Annotated in this window: 17 protein-coding genes; 9 read left to right on the top strand and 8 right to left on the bottom strand. The window is 57.0% G+C overall.

What is annotated here, in order from left to right; genetic code table 11:
* Window positions 1–127 precede the first annotated feature (127 nt).
* The 5 genes from J2X71_RS16565 to J2X71_RS16545 form a co-directional block, all read right to left on the bottom strand.
* Window positions 128–2,125 carry an ATP-binding protein gene (locus J2X71_RS16565; RefSeq protein ID WP_405049720.1) on the bottom strand — a complete coding sequence of 666 codons (1,998 nt, stop codon included), beginning with the start codon at window positions 2,123–2,125 and terminating at the stop codon, window positions 128–130.
* Entirely contained in the window at window positions 2,118–3,503 is a 1,386-nt protein-coding gene (locus J2X71_RS16560; RefSeq protein WP_310383041.1) for an SIR2 family protein, read from the bottom strand. Before J2X71_RS16560 ends, J2X71_RS16565 begins: the two co-directional genes overlap by 8 nt.
* Before the next feature lie 635 nt (window positions 3,504–4,138).
* Window positions 4,139–4,912, bottom strand: coding sequence for a hypothetical protein (locus tag J2X71_RS16555; RefSeq protein ID WP_310383040.1), 774 nt, complete (start codon window positions 4,910–4,912; stop codon window positions 4,139–4,141).
* On the bottom strand, window positions 4,912–7,380 hold the full coding sequence (locus J2X71_RS16550; RefSeq protein ID WP_310383039.1) for an AAA family ATPase: 2,469 nt from the start codon (window positions 7,378–7,380) through the stop codon (window positions 4,912–4,914). Before J2X71_RS16550 ends, J2X71_RS16555 begins: the two co-directional genes overlap by 1 nt.
* A gap of 225 nt (window positions 7,381–7,605) precedes the next feature.
* Window positions 7,606–7,785: a hypothetical protein gene (locus J2X71_RS16545; RefSeq protein WP_310383038.1), complete on the bottom strand. Its 180-nt coding sequence runs from the start codon at window positions 7,783–7,785 to the stop codon at window positions 7,606–7,608.
* 105 nt (window positions 7,786–7,890) lie between these two features.
* Here J2X71_RS16545 and J2X71_RS16540 point away from each other — a divergent pair, with 105 nt between their 5' ends.
* The 3 genes from J2X71_RS16540 to J2X71_RS16530 all read left to right on the top strand — a co-directional run bounded on the left by J2X71_RS16540 (window position 7,891) and on the right by J2X71_RS16530 (window position 9,165).
* Window positions 7,891–8,124 (top strand): hypothetical protein, encoded by a 234-nt coding sequence (locus J2X71_RS16540; RefSeq protein ID WP_310383037.1) that lies wholly within the window; start codon window positions 7,891–7,893, stop codon window positions 8,122–8,124.
* 437 nt (window positions 8,125–8,561) lie between these two features.
* Window positions 8,562–8,762 (top strand): DUF4160 domain-containing protein, encoded by a 201-nt coding sequence (locus J2X71_RS16535; RefSeq protein WP_310383036.1) that lies wholly within the window; start codon window positions 8,562–8,564, stop codon window positions 8,760–8,762.
* Complete coding sequence (locus tag J2X71_RS16530; protein WP_310383035.1) at window positions 8,755–9,165, top strand: DUF2442 domain-containing protein; 411 nt, start codon at window positions 8,755–8,757, stop codon at window positions 9,163–9,165. The genes J2X71_RS16535 and J2X71_RS16530 overlap by 8 nt, the downstream gene beginning before the upstream one ends.
* A gap of 286 nt (window positions 9,166–9,451) precedes the next feature.
* On the opposite strand, the gene J2X71_RS16525 is transcribed toward J2X71_RS16530, so the two are convergent.
* Complete coding sequence (locus J2X71_RS16525; protein WP_310383034.1) at window positions 9,452–11,326, bottom strand: AAA family ATPase; 1,875 nt, start codon at window positions 11,324–11,326, stop codon at window positions 9,452–9,454.
* A gap of 9 nt (window positions 11,327–11,335) precedes the next feature.
* Window positions 11,336–11,953: a hypothetical protein gene (locus J2X71_RS16520; protein ID WP_310383033.1), complete on the bottom strand. Its 618-nt coding sequence runs from the start codon at window positions 11,951–11,953 to the stop codon at window positions 11,336–11,338.
* A gap of 402 nt (window positions 11,954–12,355) precedes the next feature.
* On the opposite strand from J2X71_RS16520, the gene J2X71_RS16515 reads away from it, so the two are divergent.
* From J2X71_RS16515 to J2X71_RS16505, 3 genes are all read left to right on the top strand, one after another.
* On the top strand, window positions 12,356–13,126 hold the full coding sequence (locus tag J2X71_RS16515) for a hypothetical protein (RefSeq protein WP_310383032.1): 771 nt from the start codon (window positions 12,356–12,358) through the stop codon (window positions 13,124–13,126).
* Between the two features lie 229 nt (window positions 13,127–13,355).
* The gene (locus J2X71_RS16510; protein ID WP_310383031.1) at window positions 13,356–13,745 is read left to right on the top strand and encodes a MerR family transcriptional regulator; all 390 of its coding nucleotides are present in this window, start codon (window positions 13,356–13,358) and stop codon (window positions 13,743–13,745) included.
* A gap of 427 nt (window positions 13,746–14,172) precedes the next feature.
* Window positions 14,173–14,988, top strand: a complete 816-nt coding sequence (locus J2X71_RS16505) for a hypothetical protein (protein ID WP_310383030.1) — start codon at window positions 14,173–14,175, stop codon at window positions 14,986–14,988.
* Window positions 14,989–15,422: 434 nt separating this feature from the next.
* Here the strand turns inward: J2X71_RS16505 and J2X71_RS16500 are convergent, their stop codons facing one another.
* A complete protein-coding gene (locus J2X71_RS16500) occupies window positions 15,423–16,037 on the bottom strand; it encodes a hypothetical protein (protein WP_310383029.1) in 615 nt (204 codons plus the stop codon).
* 773 nt (window positions 16,038–16,810) lie between these two features.
* Between J2X71_RS16500 and J2X71_RS16495 the strand changes: the two genes are divergently transcribed.
* The 3 genes from J2X71_RS16495 (at window position 16,811) to J2X71_RS16485 (ending at window position 20,331) form a co-directional block, all read left to right on the top strand.
* Entirely contained in the window at window positions 16,811–17,110 is a 300-nt protein-coding gene (locus J2X71_RS16495) for a hypothetical protein (RefSeq protein ID WP_310383028.1), read from the top strand.
* A 90-nt stretch (window positions 17,111–17,200) separates the two neighbouring features.
* Window positions 17,201–18,055: a hypothetical protein gene (locus J2X71_RS16490; RefSeq protein WP_310383027.1), complete on the top strand. Its 855-nt coding sequence runs from the start codon at window positions 17,201–17,203 to the stop codon at window positions 18,053–18,055.
* Window positions 18,056–18,066: 11 nt separating this feature from the next.
* Window positions 18,067–20,331: a hypothetical protein gene (locus J2X71_RS16485; RefSeq protein WP_310383026.1), complete on the top strand. Its 2,265-nt coding sequence runs from the start codon at window positions 18,067–18,069 to the stop codon at window positions 20,329–20,331.
* Window positions 20,332–20,372 lie beyond the last annotated feature (41 nt).

The following is a 20,372-nucleotide window of genomic DNA, read 5'->3' as shown; positions in this document are numbered from 1 at the left end:
GTCGAGGAGCTGAAGTCACCCATTGCTGGAATTCGCCAGAGCGCGCCCATTCCCTCGTATCGATGTGTCAGAATGACAATTGGTCTACCCCCAAGGTTCGAGCCTATCACCACCCGCCCCGACCTCCTCAAGCGCCCCAGGCTTCGACAACCATGTCTAGGGGGAAGGGCGACGTCTCCTTCGACCATTCGTGGTAGGGGGCCGCGGTTTGACTGTATGGCCCGGGTTCTGGCCTGTCGAAAAGTACTCGTGTCGGAATGTGAAACGCACTGCCAAAGACGATGGCTTCACCTGAGCCAAGGATAGTCACTTGGTCCAAAAGACGTCGCGCCTGCATCGGAATGATGCGCCGGAAGTGGTCGATGTCATCCGGATTCTGAAGCCGATGGCTTATGAAGTTTGCGCATTGGCTGATAATCGTCTGGCTGATCTCGCTTGGTCTCTGGCTGGCGATGATGAGCGATAGGCCGAACTTACGGCCTTCCTTGGCGATACGTTCGTAAGTCAGCCGCGCGAGCCGATGTCCGCGATCCTCGTCGGACCTTGGCGGCCGCGCGTAGTTGTGAGCCTCCTCGAGGACAAGCAGCCATGGATGCTTGTAGCGCGATGCGGCTGGGAGGCGCTCGCGGGCTTCAAGGAAAATCCGACCCATAACCGCGCATGCAAAGGGAAGCACCTCGTTACTTAGCATCGAGAAATCGAGAACGGAAACCTTGGGGCCTTGGGCAGCATCGAGACCAAAGCGACGAAGCCAGGCCGCGAGGTTTTCGATCTTTGTTCCATCTTCCTCGTAGTTCAGGAAAGATCGCCACCTCTTGTCGTCAAGCCTTGTCTTGAGCCTCAGCTTGAGCGTCGTGAGATGGGCATCGACGCGGAAGGTGTCCTCCTTCGAAACCGCCCGATTGATGAGAGACGGGTCTGTAAGCGTTGCCCTAGCGATCGGCAATGGAGAGTCCGCGGTGCGCATGCCCTCCTCTTCGGCCTCGCTGCCACCGACAATCTGTATCCGGATCGCATCTTTCAGCTTCTCAGCTTCGATATAGATCGCCGCCTGATTTGCCATCACATCCTGATTGTATTGGTCGACGTTGCGGTGCGATACGAAGAGATTTTCGAAATCGGTCGTGGGGATGGTGGAATTCGCGAGATGTCCGACAATGGCGTCGCAGTAGGATCCCGCCGACTTCCGCTTGATCCTTGACAGTTCGCTGATCAGTTGGTCGAGCGCAGTCATCGCGTTCTGTAGTGCGCCCATACTGGCCGCAATCCTAGCGTTTCCGCCCTTTGCAATGGCCCACCAATCCTTCAGCACGGGCTCCTGTGTCTGCTCGGACGCGCTAAGCCATGCGCAGATCTCCTCGGCGTTCAAAAACCAGAGCGGTAGGCTGAACTCGCGCCCGTTGAGATATATGCGATCGGGAAGTCGCAGAGCTGGCAAGTCCCGCGGAGGGAATGCCTTTGCGTATTCCCCATTTATGTCGAGAATGAAAACGTGCGGCTCCTCCGCCGCTCCTTCGAGAGCCTTCATTGCCTTCTGGATGAGACTGGAAACCGAGAAGGATTTTCCAGATCCGGTGTTCCCAACGATCGCGAGCGGGCGAGAGAACAGGTCGTTGTATGAGGCGCGGACTTCGTTACGTACCTGCCCGGTTGGAAATCCGATCTTCAAATCGTGGTCGAAGTCCTTCTCCGCATAACCTTCTGGCCTATTGCGCCTGGGCGGAATCTCGAATACCGCGCGCAGCACATCGGGCGAGCCGATTTCGGCCGGAGTATCCAGCGTCGGCAAAACCGATATGCCTGGAGAAAATGTCGGCTCGTCGTCGCCGTAACCAATCGTTCCGAGCAATTGCACACTCGCGATACGACGAGGCTTCATCAGTTCCAGGGTCAGATCGTCACCGCTGCCAGGATCGAAGGTCTCGCGAGCTTCGAGATCGGTGATGATGCCGATGACTGTCTCGCCTGCTCCGATCGAGAATGTTAGATAGGCGTTGATCGCTATCGCGGTTTGGATTCCGTCCAATGTCGCCCGGAGAGCGGAGCGCGTCTCGGGCAGCAACTCGACCTTCACCCTGAAACCGTGAACCGCAACGATATGACCGATGAGCCTCGGGTTATCCATTCGACACCTGCGCAGTCACGTCTGTAGAAACACCCGCGGCAATCTGCTTTTCGAAGCGGCGGAGACGGAGGAAGTCATCCAGCCATTGGACATCCGGCATGACGGTGCGGGCGAAGTCGTCGAAGGTCGCGTGATGGAATTTCGCGTTTTCGAATGCAGGCTTTGTCGGGCAGAGCACGAACGCCCGCTTTCCAAGATCCTTATACCGACGAACACGCTCGATGACCGGGCTGTTAGGATTCGGTTCAACGACCAGCATGACGAGCGAAGGATTCATCAGCGCATTCTCGATGATGCGGCTGACGTGCTCGTCGCCGAAGCCATATCCAAGGACAAGTAGGAACGTCTGCGGGACACCCAGCCGCACCTGAAGGGATCGGAACAGGTGCGCGTACGGCATCGAAAGCGTCTGCGCGAACTTGTTTGCGGTCGGCAGTATCCCGACGGACGGGGTCCCTGCTGAGAGGGTACGCAAGACTGCAGCCTTTTCAGTCGCGCCGAGCTTCGCATAGTCCTTGAATGGCGCGAGGTCGGGATGCCGGGCGCGCATTTCCCCACTTTGTTCGAACCAGTGGATCGATCCATGCAGCTTGTAGAGGTGGAGGAATTTGTCAAAGCGCCTCACGCGGCCTTCGGCGACTTCGCCGGGGTAGTAGATGTCGAGGCCGTAGACGGATGGATCGAACCGCGCTGCCGCCCGCCCTGTGAATCCGTCGAAATACTGAATTCCAAGGAGCTCCAGCGACTGTTCGAAAAGTGTGTCGTAGTTGAGTGTGAACAGATGAGTTCGGCCGAGATTGCTATCGCGCGCCACCAGTTTTGACAGAAAGGAGAGCTGCGGCGCGATGGAAGACCCCGCGGCTCCGACTCCGGCGTCCGGCAATGACAGCGCGCACTCTGCAAAGATCGATGCGCGAAGTCGCTCGACGAACCAGCGAAGTTCAACGACGCTCGGAGTTGGGGTGTGCCAGCTCACCGCAGAAAACGGCCCGCCAGGTGTTTCGGCAATCACGAGCGCATTTGCGATGAATGAAAGCCAAGCCTCGAAACCGATGGGCTCTCCCAGGAACTCTGACATCTGTTGCGCCAACTGGCGAAATGTAATGACTTCGGCGATGGGACCTGGCAGATCCGGAAAGGCGGCGATCGTTTCGAGGACGGCGGTTTCGAGGTTGGCCATAGTCTTGCCGCCTGCCGAAACCGAAGTGCCCGCTCCAGTCAGTACGACAAGATTTTCCATCCGAAGCCAGTCGGCAATCAGCGCCTGAAGGCGAATGCGACCTTGTCTGTCGTCAAGGCCCTCGAGAACGTCCCCTACGTCACCAACCTCAGTCGGCCCTAGAAGTTGATATGCGCTCGGTTGGACTGCATCCGTCATTCCCGGTCCTCATTCCGCACGACTGATTCGTGCTAGCATGAGTGTAACGTGTTCCTGCTCAACCCTAGGCAGATTTCTAATCGTCTGGGGATGATCGTTCGGTTGCCGACAGGGCTAGTCTGGGCTCAGATTGTGTAGGCTTCCCGCCCCAGAGGTGCCGGAGGGTTCCCGCACGCCGCGACCAATGAATGAAGGTCGCGGTATTATGAACTTTTGATCTCAAGAGCTTCGATCAGGTCGGGTTGGAGGTGCATCGAGCACCATACGAGGAATTGAACGGTGAACAGACCTTGGTGTCTGTCTTAAAGATGGATCATGCGCGAAATCATGCTCTGGACGACTCCGTCGCGAGCTTCCAAAGCGTCCTCCACCGCGCGCTCAACCGCGGCATCAACCGTAATTCTGTGTTGTTCGCACTCGTGATTTGGAACGATCTAATATTTAGCTTAGACCGACGTTCTGTCCTGACACAAATCAGGGTGGCGATGACAACGTGGGAGCGGGACACCGGTTACTCTCTACGGTCGTCGGCGCTGGCTTGATCATCGCGGCGATGATTCTTCCAGCGTTGCTGAAACCGGAAACACCAGGTTTAAGAAAAACGCTTCCGAACGGCTGATCACTAGCTGGCCCGGCTATTTGATGAGGCGCTCAAGGCTTTGGTCGAGTGCTGCGCGAAAGGCATCGAAACGGGTTAAAATCACGCTTCCGGCTTTCGCCTCGAAAGTGCGAATTTCTTTCATTGCCTCTGCGACGACGGGGTTATTCTCGATCAGGGTTTCCTTCGCAGCGACCTGGTGCAATAGTGACCGACACAAATGCCGCCCTTGAGGTGTGAGCCCCGTAAACAGCGTTACCGTTTGCGAATTCGTCTCCATCCTCAGGAAACGGACGTGATCGTCGTATCGGTGAAATCTCGGGTGAAACGAATCCGTAAATTCTTCCGCCCTTGGATAACGGCGCGAAGTTTTGGAAATCGAGCCCCAAACCTTATCTGTTTTGGCGGAATTACAGTCGTTGCACGATACCGCCATGTTCCAGAACTCGATCGAGAACTGAGGATAATGCCCCCGCGGCAAGACGTGCTCGATCGGCTTAGCGTAAGCTGTGTTGACCAGCCAGCGGCGACAGTAGCAGCATCGGTTGTCCTGGCGCGATAGGATCCTGTGCCGAAAAGCCGACTTGATAGCAGCTCCTTTTATAGTTCCTTTTGGGGAAACGTCATCGAGGGCGTCCAGGTGGGGCCAGACATCGACGAATGGCCGCGAGCGCGCCTGCTTCCACAGATCTTCAAGCAGCTCCTTTGTACGCGCAACGTGCTTTTTTGTCGCGTGTGACACACGCAGGTAGGCGTCCAGTTCGCTACGCATTTCTGCGCGCGAGGGATGAGTTCCTTTAAACCAGTTCATCAGGAGTATCTTCGTTGGATCCCAGCGAGTTCATCGAGAGCAGCACGAGTATGAGCGACAAGCTCAAGATCTTCTTGGACATGCGACAGTGGTGAAGAGTCCGCCAGCCGTATTATCCGCTCCATGAGACTCAACTCTTCGCGCAACGACTCCAAGGTCGGAAGATCGTCATCTTGCATGGACGAGTCACCATTGAGACGTTGAATGGTTTGCGACACGATCGCAGCACACCGCTCGTGGACCTGGCGGTTGTTAGCGGTATACGTTTGGAAACCATCGAATAAGGCTGTCTCGACTGACCGACGTTGGCGCGAACTGAGCTCCGTCAGTGCATGTCGTCTCGCGACGAAGCACTGGTCGGTGGGATGGGTGGCGCTTGCGATAACCACGGGTGAATGCGTCGCCACAACGATCGAACATCCCAACCGAGAGCCGACGATCTCCAACATCGCCGGAATTGCGCGCTGCCAGCTGACGTGAAGACTCAACTCAGGTTCATCGACCAGGATCACCGTTCGGTTGCCAGCATACGCGGTGAGCTTGAGAGCGAGAGTCAGCAGTTGCTGCTCGCCCGAGCTGAGCTCTCCGAAAGTCGTAATTGAACTGTCTCTCTCCCGCCGCATGAGACCCAACACGTACTGGCTGGATCCCATTTGCTGAAGTATGACCGCATTTTGCTCAGCGTTATCCGTGAGCTGCTGGAGTTCAGCATAGCGTGCACGGTCCTGATCTAACGAGTTGTTCAGCTCGGCTGGGACAAGGTATCGACGCTCGCCGAAACCAAGCAGTTTAACGACCGCGCTGAAAACATCCAGGCGTTCGGGATTCACATGGATCTCGCGCAACATGCGACTGACGTCTGCAGAAGTTCGGTCGAGTGTGATGCCGCGGAGCGATGTGCGGGCGCCGACATAGATGAAGGGCTGGTCGTCACGCTTGGGTCGCTCGAATGGAAACCTGTCGGTCAGGCCGAAAGAAATACCTACGACACGCCTACCCTCCTGCGCCAATTGCTCCGCGAGATCGGCAAGAAGGATACTTTTTCCTTCCCCGTTGTTACCGATGATGTAGACGCGCCTACTGTCATCATTTTGATGACGTAAAGCTTCCAAAACGGGCTCGCTGTTGAGCAGCGGTATTATTGTCCGTCGCTTTTTATCGCTCCTTGAACTTCCAAGGTATGAGGAGGCGACTAGGATGTAATCGTTCTCGGCTAGTTCTCCGACCAGAACGCGTCGGCATACGCCGTCTATGTCGCGGTACCCATCCTTGAAATAGTTGTCCAGCATAGCCTCGACGTTACCACCGCCAGGTCCGTAGAAATGAGCTTCTATTGAAGACAGCCACCCTTCCGGTATGCCTTGCGATACGATGGCGGCAACAAATGCCATAAGAAGTCCGGGTTCGCGAAGTTCACCTTTGCCTACCAAACCGCTCGCGTCCACCATCAGGACATGACCAACTGGCGAGCGCCTATTCGCGATTAACCAAGCCGACACCTGCTTAAGTGAGCCATCTATGCGCTCTTTGGGTAAGTCGATCACTGCGAGCAATCGATTGGCCTGCACGAGGTGTTCTCGCATCGCGCCGCGCCAACCTCTAGCAGATCGATCGACGCCAGGAACGATGATTAGGCACGTCTCGAACCTGGAGAAAGCTAGCAATCCGTCCAAAGCCTCTAGCGAGCTTTGTTGATCCATCCAATTCGAGGAACGTTGATGCCGTCCCCCGGCAGGAACTCGGCGTGGATGGTCAATCAGCACAAAAGCCCCATCAAAAAAGAACGCCGGATCGACATCTCGCGAAGGTCGGTCATTCACGTCGATACCGCGCAGTGCTAATCGGAAGTTGACGAAAAAGTCTAATTGGCCAATCACAGCAATGCGCGTGGTAGTCCGAGTATCGAGGAGGGTACGTCGCAACACTGCAAATTCACCCGTTGTCGTAAAATACTCAGAGGCGCGGCTAAAGGGCGCCGAAAGATTAGCCGCCAATGCTGCCGCAGTGTCACCTATGCGATACCCCACCCCGGCGAACCTACTGACCACCCGATGGAATACATCGTCGAAGCAATTCAATATAAAATCCGACCTCGAGCCTCCATTGAAATCGAATTCATCAATTAGCCCCACAATGCTTTCAAATGCGTCGAACGAACCGTTGTTGCGAGCAAGGTCAGGGTAGTCAATATATCGGGTGAATCTAAGCACATCCCAAGTGACGCGCCACGCGCTGCGAAAACGATCTTCGTCTACGAGCACCTCAGACTTCCTCAGCATGTCGAATAGGTCCTGCGCCCGGTCTATAAATTCGCTGGGAAAATAATCCGGCGACTGCGCCACGTAAGCGAGGCCAAGCACCATGAGTGCCAATTGATCGAATTCTTCTTCCCTCAACCTAGAGAGCGCACGCCGTGAGCGAAGGGCCCCCCAAAACTTTGCCGTCACGACGGCTCGCTCGTCGATCATTCTTTCTCCCTTGACCGTTGCGGGTTTTGGCCATGCCCTGTGCGGCGATTTTCACAACAACAAGACTTCGCGTATCTTCCGGAACAGATTTCACATAGCGATGCTGAAGAGGTTTTCGGCAAAATCTCCCCGCGATCGCACGTGATCCGACTCGGTCCCCATACGATTGTCCTTTAGCGCCGTAGGCTGCAATTTGGAATTGCTGATCTTTGCGTTGCATCCATCCTATCTCTCGTCTGATTTAGCACGCGAACTGGCGATGCCTAGGAATTGACCGACAACATCCTCTGCGGTTCCAAACCGGGGTTCGACGAAGAAGCCGACAATGATAAATATGTCGTCAATATTTGTAACCGCAAAAAGCGGTATCGCGATCACGACTGCGGCAAGGATGCCAGTATCCATCAAGAGATTCCTGTTCTCGGATGCGCCAAGTTCCCGGGGAATTGATCTTCGTCCTATCGACTTGTAGAAGCGCGCCCAGACTGAACGCATGGACTTAAGAATTCGATGACGAGATACCTATGGACGCTCGACCGCAAAGACCAGGAGACACGCAGTGGCCTGTCTACGGAGAACGAGCTGATAGCCGTTTTCAACAAAGAAGACTTGCCGTGCGTGATGCCAGCTGACTGGCTTCTCGCGACCATGAAGATGGATATCGACGGAAGCGGCCTTGCGATCCATGAATCCTTGCACGATCCCAAGACACCTTGGAAGCTGCAGTTGAAGCCGGTCGCTTGATCCGGAACAGCTAATGCGAATTCGAGGAATTGGCCGGCCGGGTAACGAAACGGCGGGAGAGTGCGGTATTTCGCGCATGTCCCGCCGTCCTGGCGCTTTCGCGGCCGTCCGACGCGGCGTCGACCCGGTTATCGCGATTTCAGCTTCATTTGTACCCCGCGTTTAAAGGAAGAGCAACTCGCAGATCCGATCGGCCGTTCGTGCCAGTTGTCGATCTTGATGGCGGTTGAACTTCCTTCAATGGCGCCGGCCCGGTTCCTACCCCAGCCACTTACTCAAATGTGGAATCGATTTGTGGGGCGGTTCCACATCACCGCAAAGTTTCGTCGGTGCCATTTTCGCGTTCGAAAGCTGGCAGTCGAGCGCCTTACGTCTCTTGAAAAACCCAAGTTGTTAGGTTATTTTGGAGCATGGTCACCGTTCTCCGCTAAGCAGGAATGCGATTTGTCATTTACACGGATGACCACGAACCGGCGCACACCCATGTCTATGGAGATGGGGAAGCCCGCATCAATATCCTCGATCTCGCCGTGATATCAAACCGGGGAATGAAGAAGCGGGATTTGAGCGTAGCCCTTGCCATTGTTCAGGCGAACAAGCGCCTGTTCATCGAAAAATGGGAGAGCATCCATGGGTGAAGTTGTCTTTGAAGATCGTCACTACCGAGAAGCTACCGTGAAGGGGGAGGCGGAACGCGTCCGCGCGCCCATCCCGGCATCAGCCCGTTTCGATGAGGCATCCGGCCGCATCGTCGTGGATTTTACCAACGGCGCTGCGTTCATGGTGCCTGCCCGATCGATACAGGGCCTGGAGAATGCAACCGTTATGCAGTTGGCTGAGGTCGAGCTTCTCGGCGGGACCGGCCTGCATTGGGAAAGCCTGGACGTGGATTTTACCATTTCCGGGTTGATGAACGGCATATTCGGCACTGTGAAGTTCATGGACGCGCAGCGCCGAGGTGGTCAGTCCCGTTCAACGGCCAAGGTAGAGGCAAGCCGTGCCAACGGTGCCAAGGGCGGACGCCCCCGGAAGAACGGCTAGGCGCTTGCAGATGGCTGGTCCAAAGCCCGGTCATCTACTGTGGGCAAGGACACGCCCGCAATTTGCGCGTAGTTGTCATCGCACTTCACGGCCGAAAGCAGGCCCGATCCCCAATTCTTCGCGCTTAGCAACTATTCGAAGTGCAAGTCCGCCAGGGCAAGTCGAAGCCGCTTTGGGTCTTCCGCAAAAATCTCTGGCATCAGCAATACCCCGACAACCGACGCTGTAACGGACATTGCTACCGATCATTCAAACGAATCCACATTTAGGTAAGTGGCTGGGGTTCCTACCCGGTCTTTCGTTTCGGTGCGATCAACTCCTCTACTTCACTTCCAGTGATGACACCTCGTTCGAAGACCGCCTCAGCGATTAGTTCGACATCGCCCGTTCTCTTCCGAATGATATCGATCGCGCGGTCGAGTTCAGCCGCCAAAAGACGCTCGACACGTTTTCTTAGAGCGGGATTTGCACGCCGAAGTTTCTCCAAGTCACTGGATGATGACAGATCGTAAAACTGGAGCGCACCCAACCCGAGAGATCCGAGCATCCTCGTTGCCATGTCGCAAGCGCGCTGAAGATCGGATCCTGGCACGCCGCCCGAGCCATCCTGGATGTCGCCCAATAAAACTTCCTCTGCAGCCATTCCACCGAACATCATCGCGATTTCGTTCAGATAGGCTTGGCGGGCGCGGCTTCGCCTCTGCGTGCGTCGCCATTGGACGTGACCGACCCTCATGTCACGATGCCCCACCGCCTTGGCGACCACGACCATCTCCAACTCGCCAACCTCGAGTTCAAGGCCGACGATTGCATGCCCCGCCTCATGAACACACGCCTCCCATCGTTCGTCCCCGGTGATAGCCGTGACTGGAGGCAAGAGTGACATCAGGTCGTCAATCTCGACGCCCCTGCCCTTGCGTCGCGCCGCCCTTCTCGCGTCCTTGGCAGCTTGGGCGAGATCGGCGCCAGAATAGCCGCTGGTCGCGGCTGCAGCTTCATGAAGATCCTTAGCGGGCAGGCTCGACCCAAGATGCAATTCGAGCATTTTTCCCCGTGCGGATCTGTCGGGTAGCTCGATGATGACCTCCCTATCAAGCCGCCCGGGACGTTTCAGCGCTGGGTCGATGTTCTGTGGATGATTGGTTGTTGCGACCACGATCACACCTTCACGTCCGCCCGATCCATCCAGTAGCTCGAGCAACGCGTTGACGACCTGGACATTGTAGTCGGCATTGTGTCCGCTGAACTGTCGTCGGTCGCCGATGGCGTCAATTTCATCGATCAACAGCACCGTGGGACCGGACTGCACCGCTTGTTCGAAGCTCCGCCGCATTGCTCTGAGCATGTCTCCGAGGTGACCCTTGGCCTGCCATGCCGCCGTCGATGTCGCAATGAAGTGGGCCTCGCATGACCGGGCGAGCGCCTGGGCAAACAGCGTTTTTCCGGTTCCGGATGGTCCTGCCAGCAGGATGCATGAAGCAACGTCCGACCACGGAATCCGTTTCTCGCGGTAGTCTCTGAGGTCGGCGATAAGTTCGATAGCCCAGTTCCTCGCGGCACCGTACCCTTCGAGCTCCTCGACGCGCGGCTCCCATGTCGCAGCCTTTACGGGCTGCTTCGGCGGCGTCTCCACGTGTGCCCGCAGCCTTGCAAGTACGTCGTCAAGCGGTCTACCGGGGCGAAGGGCCAAAAACACAAGTCTTGCGGGATACGACGCCAGATTTCGGGCCGTCTCAAGAGGGAGATCCATTGCGGCGGCGGACTTAGCGGCGGCCACGAGATGCCGAGCATGCATCGGTACCACGTCAACGATCCGGTCCAGTGCCACGACAAGTTCCCCAGGGACTTCTGCGCTGTGCTGGACCAAGACGACCACGGCGGCTTTGAATCGAACTTGATAAAGCGCGTCGATGGTATCGACATTGCCCTTGTCAAAAGTAGTGATCGTCGTGATCACGTAGTTGTTGAGGCTGGCACCTTTCAAAACTAGCTCGACCGCATCCTTGTAGGCTTCCAGGGCGGCGTCGGGCGGCAGCCGCAATCCGACAACACGGTTCCCTTGGATGAACACCTTGCAGCGACGGAGCGCCGTCCGCACGGATAGTGCATAGGTGTGAACTTCGATCGTGGATGCGCGCTCAGCGAAATTGAACGATCTCATTGTGCGCTCCTATTGGGATACCAGGCGGACGACGGTGTCCGGTCCAAGCAACTCGGTATCAACGTCAACCTCAATGTGACCCTTCAGGATCAGCGCCGCCATGGTCTGCATGGGATGACCGTCACGGATCGAGGCAAGGCATTCCGCCAGCGTGAGCGAACCGAATTCACCGAGTGCTGCCTGAAGTCGGATACGATCACCGAGCGGCGCGTCGTAGCCCGCGTAGCGAATGAGGTCCTTGGCATTCTGTAGCCGCGGCTGCTTCCGGATCTCCGGCATATACACCGCTTCGTAGCGGTAGCCAGCTTGGCGTGAAGTTTCCTTCACCCACCATAGATCTTCAGGCGGCCTGTCCCAGATCTCGACGATCACGCGGCCATCCGTCTTCTCGACGAGGAAATCGATGGTGAACTTCCGGTCGCTGTTGTTGTCACCTAGCAGGAAGGTCGCGCATTGCCATGACACGACATCGGGATCGAGATCCAGGAGGCATGCATAGTCTCTAGCACTTCGCGAGCGATAGAGAGCCTGCCCAACGCATTTTAGCGTGAGAAATGGAAAGTACGGACGATATTCAATGGAATCGCAAGCTTCATTGCCTGCGGAATGAGCGGTTCCAGTCTTCATGACCTGCACTCCAACGAGATTGAATGTGGTGGGCGTCGGGATCGGTCCCGAAAGCCGTTCAACCTATTCGTATCGTGGGTGCGAAGATGTTGCTCATAGTCGGAACGTTTAGGGAACGATATCGGTGCCGTCAAGTCTGATCTTGCCCTCCCGGAGGGCGTCCGTATTTCTACGCAGCCGCCCAGCGGGGCATTGCTTCGTCCACAGGCTATTGCGACATCTATTGACTGAATCACGCAGTGAAGGCAGTTTGGGCTCGGCCTTGACGCACAGGCCGGAGTGCCCATCACGCGAAGCTTACGCAGTGCGCTATCGATGACTATGACTGACACCGTTTCTTCGGACGGGTCCGGTCGGCTGTGGGCACCCGGTTGGATTCGTTGCAACAAGGAATGGATCATCATGGCCACAGACATTCTCACGACTATCAAGAAAATCGCTAAACAGCTTGCTCGGGCGCAACGGCTTCAGCACAGCACTGTGCTGGAAATCGTCGCCAGGGAATTGGGCAAGCCCAACTGGCGGGGCCTTACCGAAGCCCATAAGCAGGGTTGGCGTCCGACCGCTGTTCAGATCGAAAGCCTGACCAATCTGCTCTCCGACTATGCGGAACCTCGTCCGTTGGTCGGAACTGGCGACGGTGCCGATCTGGCAAGTCTCGGAGAAGGTCTTGTCTTCACCCGCTGGCTTCCCGAGGGTGTCACGCCCATGGATGCTGACGAAATCCACGGCGAGCTCGACGGCATTCCATTCTATTTGCTCGGTGACGATTTCAGCGTTTGCATCGGCACGCAGGGCTGGGAAATCAGCCTTGATCAGCCGCCCTCAGCAATACCTAGGGCGAGACGCCTGAAAGGACGGATCAAGACAATTGAACAGTTCGATCCCGTCTTTATTGAACGTGCCACTCTGTTGCTGAGGATCCGAGCAAGGCGTATGCACGCCGAGGTCTCACGCGACTGGCCGCGCCGAGCCACGATGCCAGACAAGAATGGCCGGGCCTTGCATCCACTGCGCCAGGAATTGTCGGCCGAATGGCATTGCCTGCATTGTGACGGAGTGCATAACGGCCGCACCATGGCCGGAAACCTCTGGCACTGCACCGACTGCGGAGCGACGCCAATCGACATCTTTCAGGTGCCATGGTGGAATGGGGCGGAGCAAACAGTATAGCCGCCTTTACGTCACGGAATGCCCGGCGGTGATCACCGGGTATTCCTGAATGGACCCAGCATACCACGGCACGCGCGATTGCCGCCTGAAAGAAAGCCCAGAGCGCCGGCCGCGACAAATCGAATCCTACAAGGCCCAAGAACCCCAGGCGAAACCCGCTTGCTTTGATCTCTGAAATCCTTGAAATTCCAGTCCTGCGAACACCGGGTTGGGGAAGGCTCCAGCATCAATGTTGACAATTGGCGAACTCTCAAAGGCCACGGGCACGAACATCTCGACGATCCGGTATTACGAGCAGACCGGTCTCTTGACGCACACTGAGAGATCGCAAGGGAACCAGCGTCGCTATTCCGAAGTCGAGAAAGACAGGCTTACGTTCATTCGTCATGCGCGGGATCTCGGACTGACGATCGAAGCCATCCGCGACCTCATCGATCTCAGCGAGCGTACCGACCTTCCTGGCGTGGACGCCACTCGCATAGCATCCGAGCAACTGATTGCCATCAGAGGGAAGATCGAGCGCTTGCAAAAGCTTGAAAGCGAGCTCGCTCGCATCTCGTCGATCAATGAGTCCCGCGACAAGGCATACGGAGTCATTCGGGCGCTTGCCGACCAATAACAGGCCATCGAGGGTCACGGAGCCAGCGCCAACCTGAACAATCGGGATGGTTGAAAAAAAATTAAGCTTGATTTCTCAGATCTGTAGCTACAGCCACTGTAGAATCATTCGCATGCTATCTTGTTCGGTTTGGCATTGCCGGCTACGGTCCAATCCATCGGGATATTCTTAGGGATCGAGAAAGTCATCCTGCCGTCGGCAGCCTCGAGAGCTTCCTCGAGCTCGTTGCGGTACGAGAGCTTTCTCTTGCGTTTCTCTGTTGAGCGTTTCGAGGTCGACGGGGGCACAAGGTCGCTGATCGAAACCTACTGAACTCTCCACCATTCCCGATGGAAAGATAGTGAAGCATTGACCGCCGAAGTCGAGGTTGGAATACGACCGATCTCGACATTCCACGATATTGCCAGCGCTATTTGAGGGGTGCTTCATGCAGGATGAGGTTTTTCTGCTCGATACAGATATCGTCAGTCTTTTCGGCCGACCGCGATCACCGCCGGGGCTGCGGCACTGGCTGATGGAACTTGGCGTACACCGCCTTGCTATCGGTTACCCCACAATCACCGAGCTCATGCGTGGTGCTCACCTGAAGCGCAGAGATGATCCCGCCAAGGCGGATAGGATCATGGCATGGATCAAGCGCATCCTGGCGGCGAGCTTCGTCGCGCCTGAAATGACCGACGAGGTGGCGGACGTTTATGCGCGCATGACGGCAGAGCCCTCTCTTCGAGACATGTGGACAGTGCAACGCGCCCAGAAAACCAATCGCCTGGGGCATGATCTGATGATCGCCGCCGTCTCGATCACACACCAACTTCCCATTCTGACTGCCAATGTCGCGGACTTCATGCGAATCCACGAACGCTTCCTTTTGCCGGGCCTATATCATCCCATGGAGGGCCGATGGCGCCTCCTGCCCACGCGGGAGATCGCGATGCCGCAACTCGACAAGACTCTTCCCGATCCCAGCAGCGTACACCTGCCAAAGATCGAGGACGAATGCGGCCAGACACTGGATCCACGTGGTACGCCTTCCCTTCTGGGAAGATATAGAAGGTACATCGAAAGCGAAAACATATTTGCCTGCAGGGGCCTCCGGGTTCGGCCAGCGAGTCACAGTTCACTCGTGTATTTAGCGCGCCCGGCAAACTCCATATTCGAGGTACATCAGACCGGTGTCAGGCAACTCTCATCTCTCGGTGCTTCGGTGGACGACGGCCGTGAGATCAGTGTCGAAAAATCCTGAAGGCAAATCCTTGGCTTGAGCCGGGAAACGCACATCGGAGGATCGCCTAGGTCTTTCTCCGTGAGGAGGTCTCGTGCGCACTTTTCCACGGGCGCGTGTGAAACGTTACACGCGCGCCCGCAAGTGCCTGATTGGACGCCGTTGTGACACGTTCGTCAACACCTCTGAGTTGAAATAAACTCGTAGACAAATTCGCGCATCGGAAGTTTAATTGGCATCATTCCGATCGGAAATCCCGCTGGAGAAACTGTGATGTGCACGTTCATACGCACGACATTCCCCGGAGACGCAGTCGACTGAGCGCAGAGGCGCGCGGTGCAGTCTCCGACATTTCGAACCTTTCGAACGGGACGAACATGCGCCAGCCGAGAACCAATCGCCTTTCCTCAGCCACCAGCAATGCAACAGGTCGACGTGGAATTGCCGCACACGGCCTACCGCCGGAACGTTGGCTCGTCGCCATCGTCGTCGGCTGGCTGATCTTCCCCCCTCAGCATGCCAATAATATCGAACTTGTTCCGCCCGAATTGCGCCTTCCTGTCCTCGATGAGGTTTCCATCTTCGTCGAACGTCTTCACGGCAAGTCCCGTGTATCCGACCTCGACCTCGACGATGGAACCTTCGAAGCGCCCGCGCAAGATGCGGTGCGCTACGAAGGCGAAATCGTTGATCTCACACCACGTCATCACCTCGGAGCCGCGGACGCGCCTCGCCATGATGTTGCGATCCCTCAGCATGCGCTTGATATGTTCCTCATACGCCTTCGGGAACCACCGCGGAGAAGGGGCGCGGTAACGCATCTGATCGATGAAGTAATTATCGATGCCCGCGCCGTGTAGCATCCCGAATTCGTCTATCCGCAGCCTAGAGACATCAAATTCCCGAAGAAATCGGCTCTCGGAAAGTTTGGAAACAAACGAGCTTCCGCGTCCTTTTTCGATCACGACATGGACATGCCGGTCCCAATAGTTGGCGCAGAAGTGATCCTCGTCGTCGTTGACATCAAATCCGTGCCTGAACAGCCAGGCTCTGGCATCCATTTCCCGCATTTCACCCTCCCGTGAGGGCCTCAGGATCGAAAAAATGGCAGCAAGGAACAAAAAAAATTTGAGGCGAGTTACTAATCAGGGGAAAGACGAAGCCTCCGGGCGTCAAGCAAGACGTCTCGACCGTCCGGCGGACGGACATTCGGCTAGTGTGGAACGGTCCGTGGAAGCTGGCTCGACAAATACAAGTCGGCTCAAAATCGGCCGAAGAAATGGAAATTATTTTGGCAGTAGCAGCTACTTCAACTATATCAGTTCAAATACTTAACAATATGCCGATTGTTAAAATACTATACAAATATTTAACTGCAACATTAAGCGATATCTTCTTTTAACATCCTGATTAGTCATGCTTTTTACACTTGAGCAATAGACGCATATTACTTATATGAGACTCGCGATCGGCATCCCGCCCGTCGCATAAGGAGCCGAGATGGCAACGATAATAGAACCGACAAACCGGCCTAAGAGCCGCTCCGCCAAATAAGCGGTCGGCCTACATCGTGCCTGCCTGCCGATGATCGGCGGGTCTTTCCAAAGCAATCCCATCGCCGAAGGAACTCGCCATGTCCCCCTCCAACCACTCCTCGGACCGCCTCAGCATACCTGGCTTCCTCACTCCCGCCGACCACTCGGCAAATTGACGCTTACCCCGCCTAACCTGGCGGACATCGACGACGACTTTCGACCTGCTTCGGCGGGATCGGGAAACTGCGCCTTCGGTTCCGCCGCGTCTGGCCACGCATTCAACTGACCTTCCCAAACAGGAGTAGCAAATGACCAAGACCAGCCGCGCACCCCTCGCCTCCAAGTCCTCCAGCAACGAGAAGGCAGGCACCAGCCGCAAGCGCTCGCCGCGTAAGGGTACGAAGCACGTAACTCGCAAGCTCGTATCGAAGTACGTATTCGATGAGCGCGAGCAGGAAATGCTCGATGCCGAGGCCATCCACGAAATCGACCTCGACGATCTTCGCGGGATTTTCGATAGCGCGAACTACCTCCTCAACGGTGGCATGACCGAAGACTGGGAAACCGATTTCGGCACCTACCGCATCGACTACGGCAAGCGCCACTAAGCACCCCTCTCTATCGACAGCGCATCCACATCCGCCGCCCAGACCAGGGCGGCGGCGAGGCGCCCCCTTTGTCTTCAGAAGGAGACCACGATGAAATCCATCCGCGTTCTGCAACACCTGAAGCAGTACGAACGAGGAATTGACACGACAAAGCGCGCAATTCCCACGACCACGGGCTTCTTACGTCCTGATCGACCGTTCTCCGGCCGCCTCATAACCTTCAACGACGGAAAGTTCGACTACGAAAACTCCCTGAGCTACGAGGAAGCCGGCGACCGCACCGATGTCGCTTGGATCCGGCCTTTCCTGTCGACAGGAACCCGCCAGCCCGTTCCCCGCACCAAGGGATCCGTGCGTGGGCACGACTACGACGTGCGCCTGAACCGTGCACTCGGGTTCGAAAGCGCCGGAGAAATGAAATTTGGCGCCCTGCTCAAGGCAGACCGCAACGTAGTCAACATCGAAGATCAACCCAAGTCCGTGCGCTTTTGGCGTCCCAGCGCTTTAACGCCCACCGAGCACACCATCGACTACAGAGCGACGTTCGCAAACGGGCTGAGGGTCGGCTTCCCCGTCAAGCACACCATGGATGACGAGTTCCCGATTGTCCTCAAGGACGTGGAGTACATGCGGGTCCAATGCTCAGACTTCGCCGATGACTTCGTCGTCGTGACCGAGCGGGAAGTCACTCCGGAGATCGTGGACAACGCAGAAGCCATCGCCTTCGCATTCGCCGCCCGAAACGAACGCGACTGCCGCCAAGTCCTCGAGTTCATGCAGCGGACCGAAGGCCCCGTCGACATGTTCCAGATCGTCGAGAGCTTCGATGATCCGCAGTGCGCCTGGGTCGCCCTCCTGAACCTGATCTACGACGGCCTAGTCGAGCACCTCGACCCCTCCCAGACCTTCGAAGACGCCCCCTTTGTATCCCTCATCGCCAACTAAAGGAGTGCCGCATGACGACAGACTATTCTGCGAACACCATCAAATCCGTCGCCCGCATCACCGAACTCGACAAGGTGATGATCAAGGATGTCGAACACATCTGGGACTGCGACGTTCCCGGCGGCAAGATCTTCATCGAAACGTCCGGCAGCCACCGCGCTCGTCCGTTCACTGACGAGGAGATCCAGAAGCTCCTCGATGAAGGCGACATTGTTGTCCTCCACGGCTACCACAGCGCGCGCGCTGCGGAACGTCGTGGAGTGATGGCACTGGAGCGTCTGACCCAGATGGACCAGAAAAAGCTCTCCAAGGCGATGAAGCGCCTGACCTGGGTCGAAATCTTCTTGAGTGTGAAGGCCGTCGGTCGCGGGACTGGCCCCGGCTCGGATGCCACAATGGAACCGCTGATGGATGCGGTCGTCCGCGAATACATGAAGCGGGCCAAAGCTTCCGAACGCGCAAATTACCGCAAGGTGCAGGTGACAAACAGGGGTCAGTTCGAACTCCAGGGACCTTCCGCGCGGTCTCTTCGCGCATGGGTCGCCCGCTATCTGGCGGCCGATGGAGATGTCAGCGGTCTGATTGATAGGCACAAGGGCCTGCATTCCTGCAAGTACACCGAGGAGGAGCGCAATCTTCACGCCCGCTTCGTGCTCAAGTACGCCAGCCGTACAAAGCCGACGATCAAGCACCTGCATCGCCGCATGGTGGCAACATTCAATCGCCTCAATCGAAATCGACCTCCGAAAAACCAGTTGCGGCCGATCTCGGAGACCTGGCTGCGCAGGAAGATCAACCTGCTGCCGGACTTCTTCAAGATGGCGGGCCGCGAAGGACAGCGGAAGGCACGCCTTGCGTTCCAGCCTGTCATGAGTGGCGTCGATCGCGGCGTACCTTTTCAGCGGGTCGAAGCCGACGAGTGGACTGTCGACGTCTACGCTCTTCTCGTGGAATCGGCCGTCTGGGCCGATCTCTCGCCGAAGGAGCGCAAGGCATTCCAGGGCGTACGTCTGCATTTTTCGGGCGTCATCGACGTGGCCACCAAGTGCATTCCGGCATTCCGCTGCTTCGACACTGCCCCCAACATCGAATCCGCCTACGCGACCGTCGAACTCACCACCCGAGACAAGGCCAACCTCGCGAAGGCGGCCGGGTGCCGGTTCCCCTGGGAGATGCGCGGCCGCATTCAGTCGATCGGTCTCGACTCCGCTGTCTGGTTTGCTTCGGACGCTTTCAAGGGAGCACTGCTGGATTCCGGCTGCCGCTCCGTGTTCCCGCCTGCCGGGGAGCCATACCTGCGCGGCACGATCGAACGCTTCTTCCGGACGATCGCCTTCCTCGGCCTGAATGACTTCTCAGGCCGGACCTTCAGCAACGTCGTCGAGAAGGGTGATGACAATCCAGAGGCCGACGCATCAGTGCGCAAGGATCTGCTCATCCAGATCTTCACGCGACTGATCGTGGATGTCTACCACAACACCCCGCATTCCGGTCTCGGTGGACGCACGCCCAGGCAGGCCTGGCTTGAGTTGAGCAACAAGCGCGGGATCGTTCCCCCTCCAACTGGCTGGGAGCGCCGGAACATCTACGGCATCCCGATCCAGCGCAAGATCACCAAGGAAGGCATCGTCTACGAGGACATCCAGTTTCAGTCCCCGGAGGTTCAGGCCATGCGCCGCGACGACAAGGACCAGTGGGTCGACTGCAAGGTGGACCGTTTCGACCTCTCCGAGATCACACTCATCAAAGGCGATGCCATGTTCCGTGTTCCCGCGGTGATGAAGGGCTTGAAAAACGTCTCCATCTGGCAGTGGAAGGCAGCCAAGGAACGCCTGCGGGTCAGCGACAGACAGTACCTGGAATTCACCCAGGCAGCAGTCGACGAGGCCATCGAATGGGCAGCCGAGCAGTCGGACATCGCCCGCGCCGAGCTCGAGATGGGAACCCCGGTCCTGACGGGTGAAACGCTCGAATACCTCGAAGGGAAGATGGACCGCTTCATCAAGATCGTCGACGTCGATCCCAACCATCAGGCAGCAGTGCGCAACCAAATCGCACTCCGTCCTGAACTCCGCCGCCTGTTTGGCATGACCGCGACGCTGAAGGAGAAGGTTGAACTCACGCCCTCCCTCGCCCGCGTCCTCACCCAGCTTCTTCCGGCGCCCGAGGCCAAGGCCGAAGAGCTGTCGCCAAAGGCCAAGAAGACCCGCCGCAAGGCCGTCTCGACACAGAAGACGATCCTGCCGCCCGACGACGAATTCGGCATGCCGGACTGACCTCCAGCCGCCTGCCCTCATCCTTCCCCAACGAACCAGGA

The sequence above is a fragment of the Rhizobium sp. 1399 genome, assembly GCF_031455475.1.
GTDB lineage: Bacteria > Pseudomonadota > Alphaproteobacteria > Rhizobiales > Rhizobiaceae > Rhizobium.
This window is presented reverse-complemented; position numbering and strand designations above follow the sequence as displayed.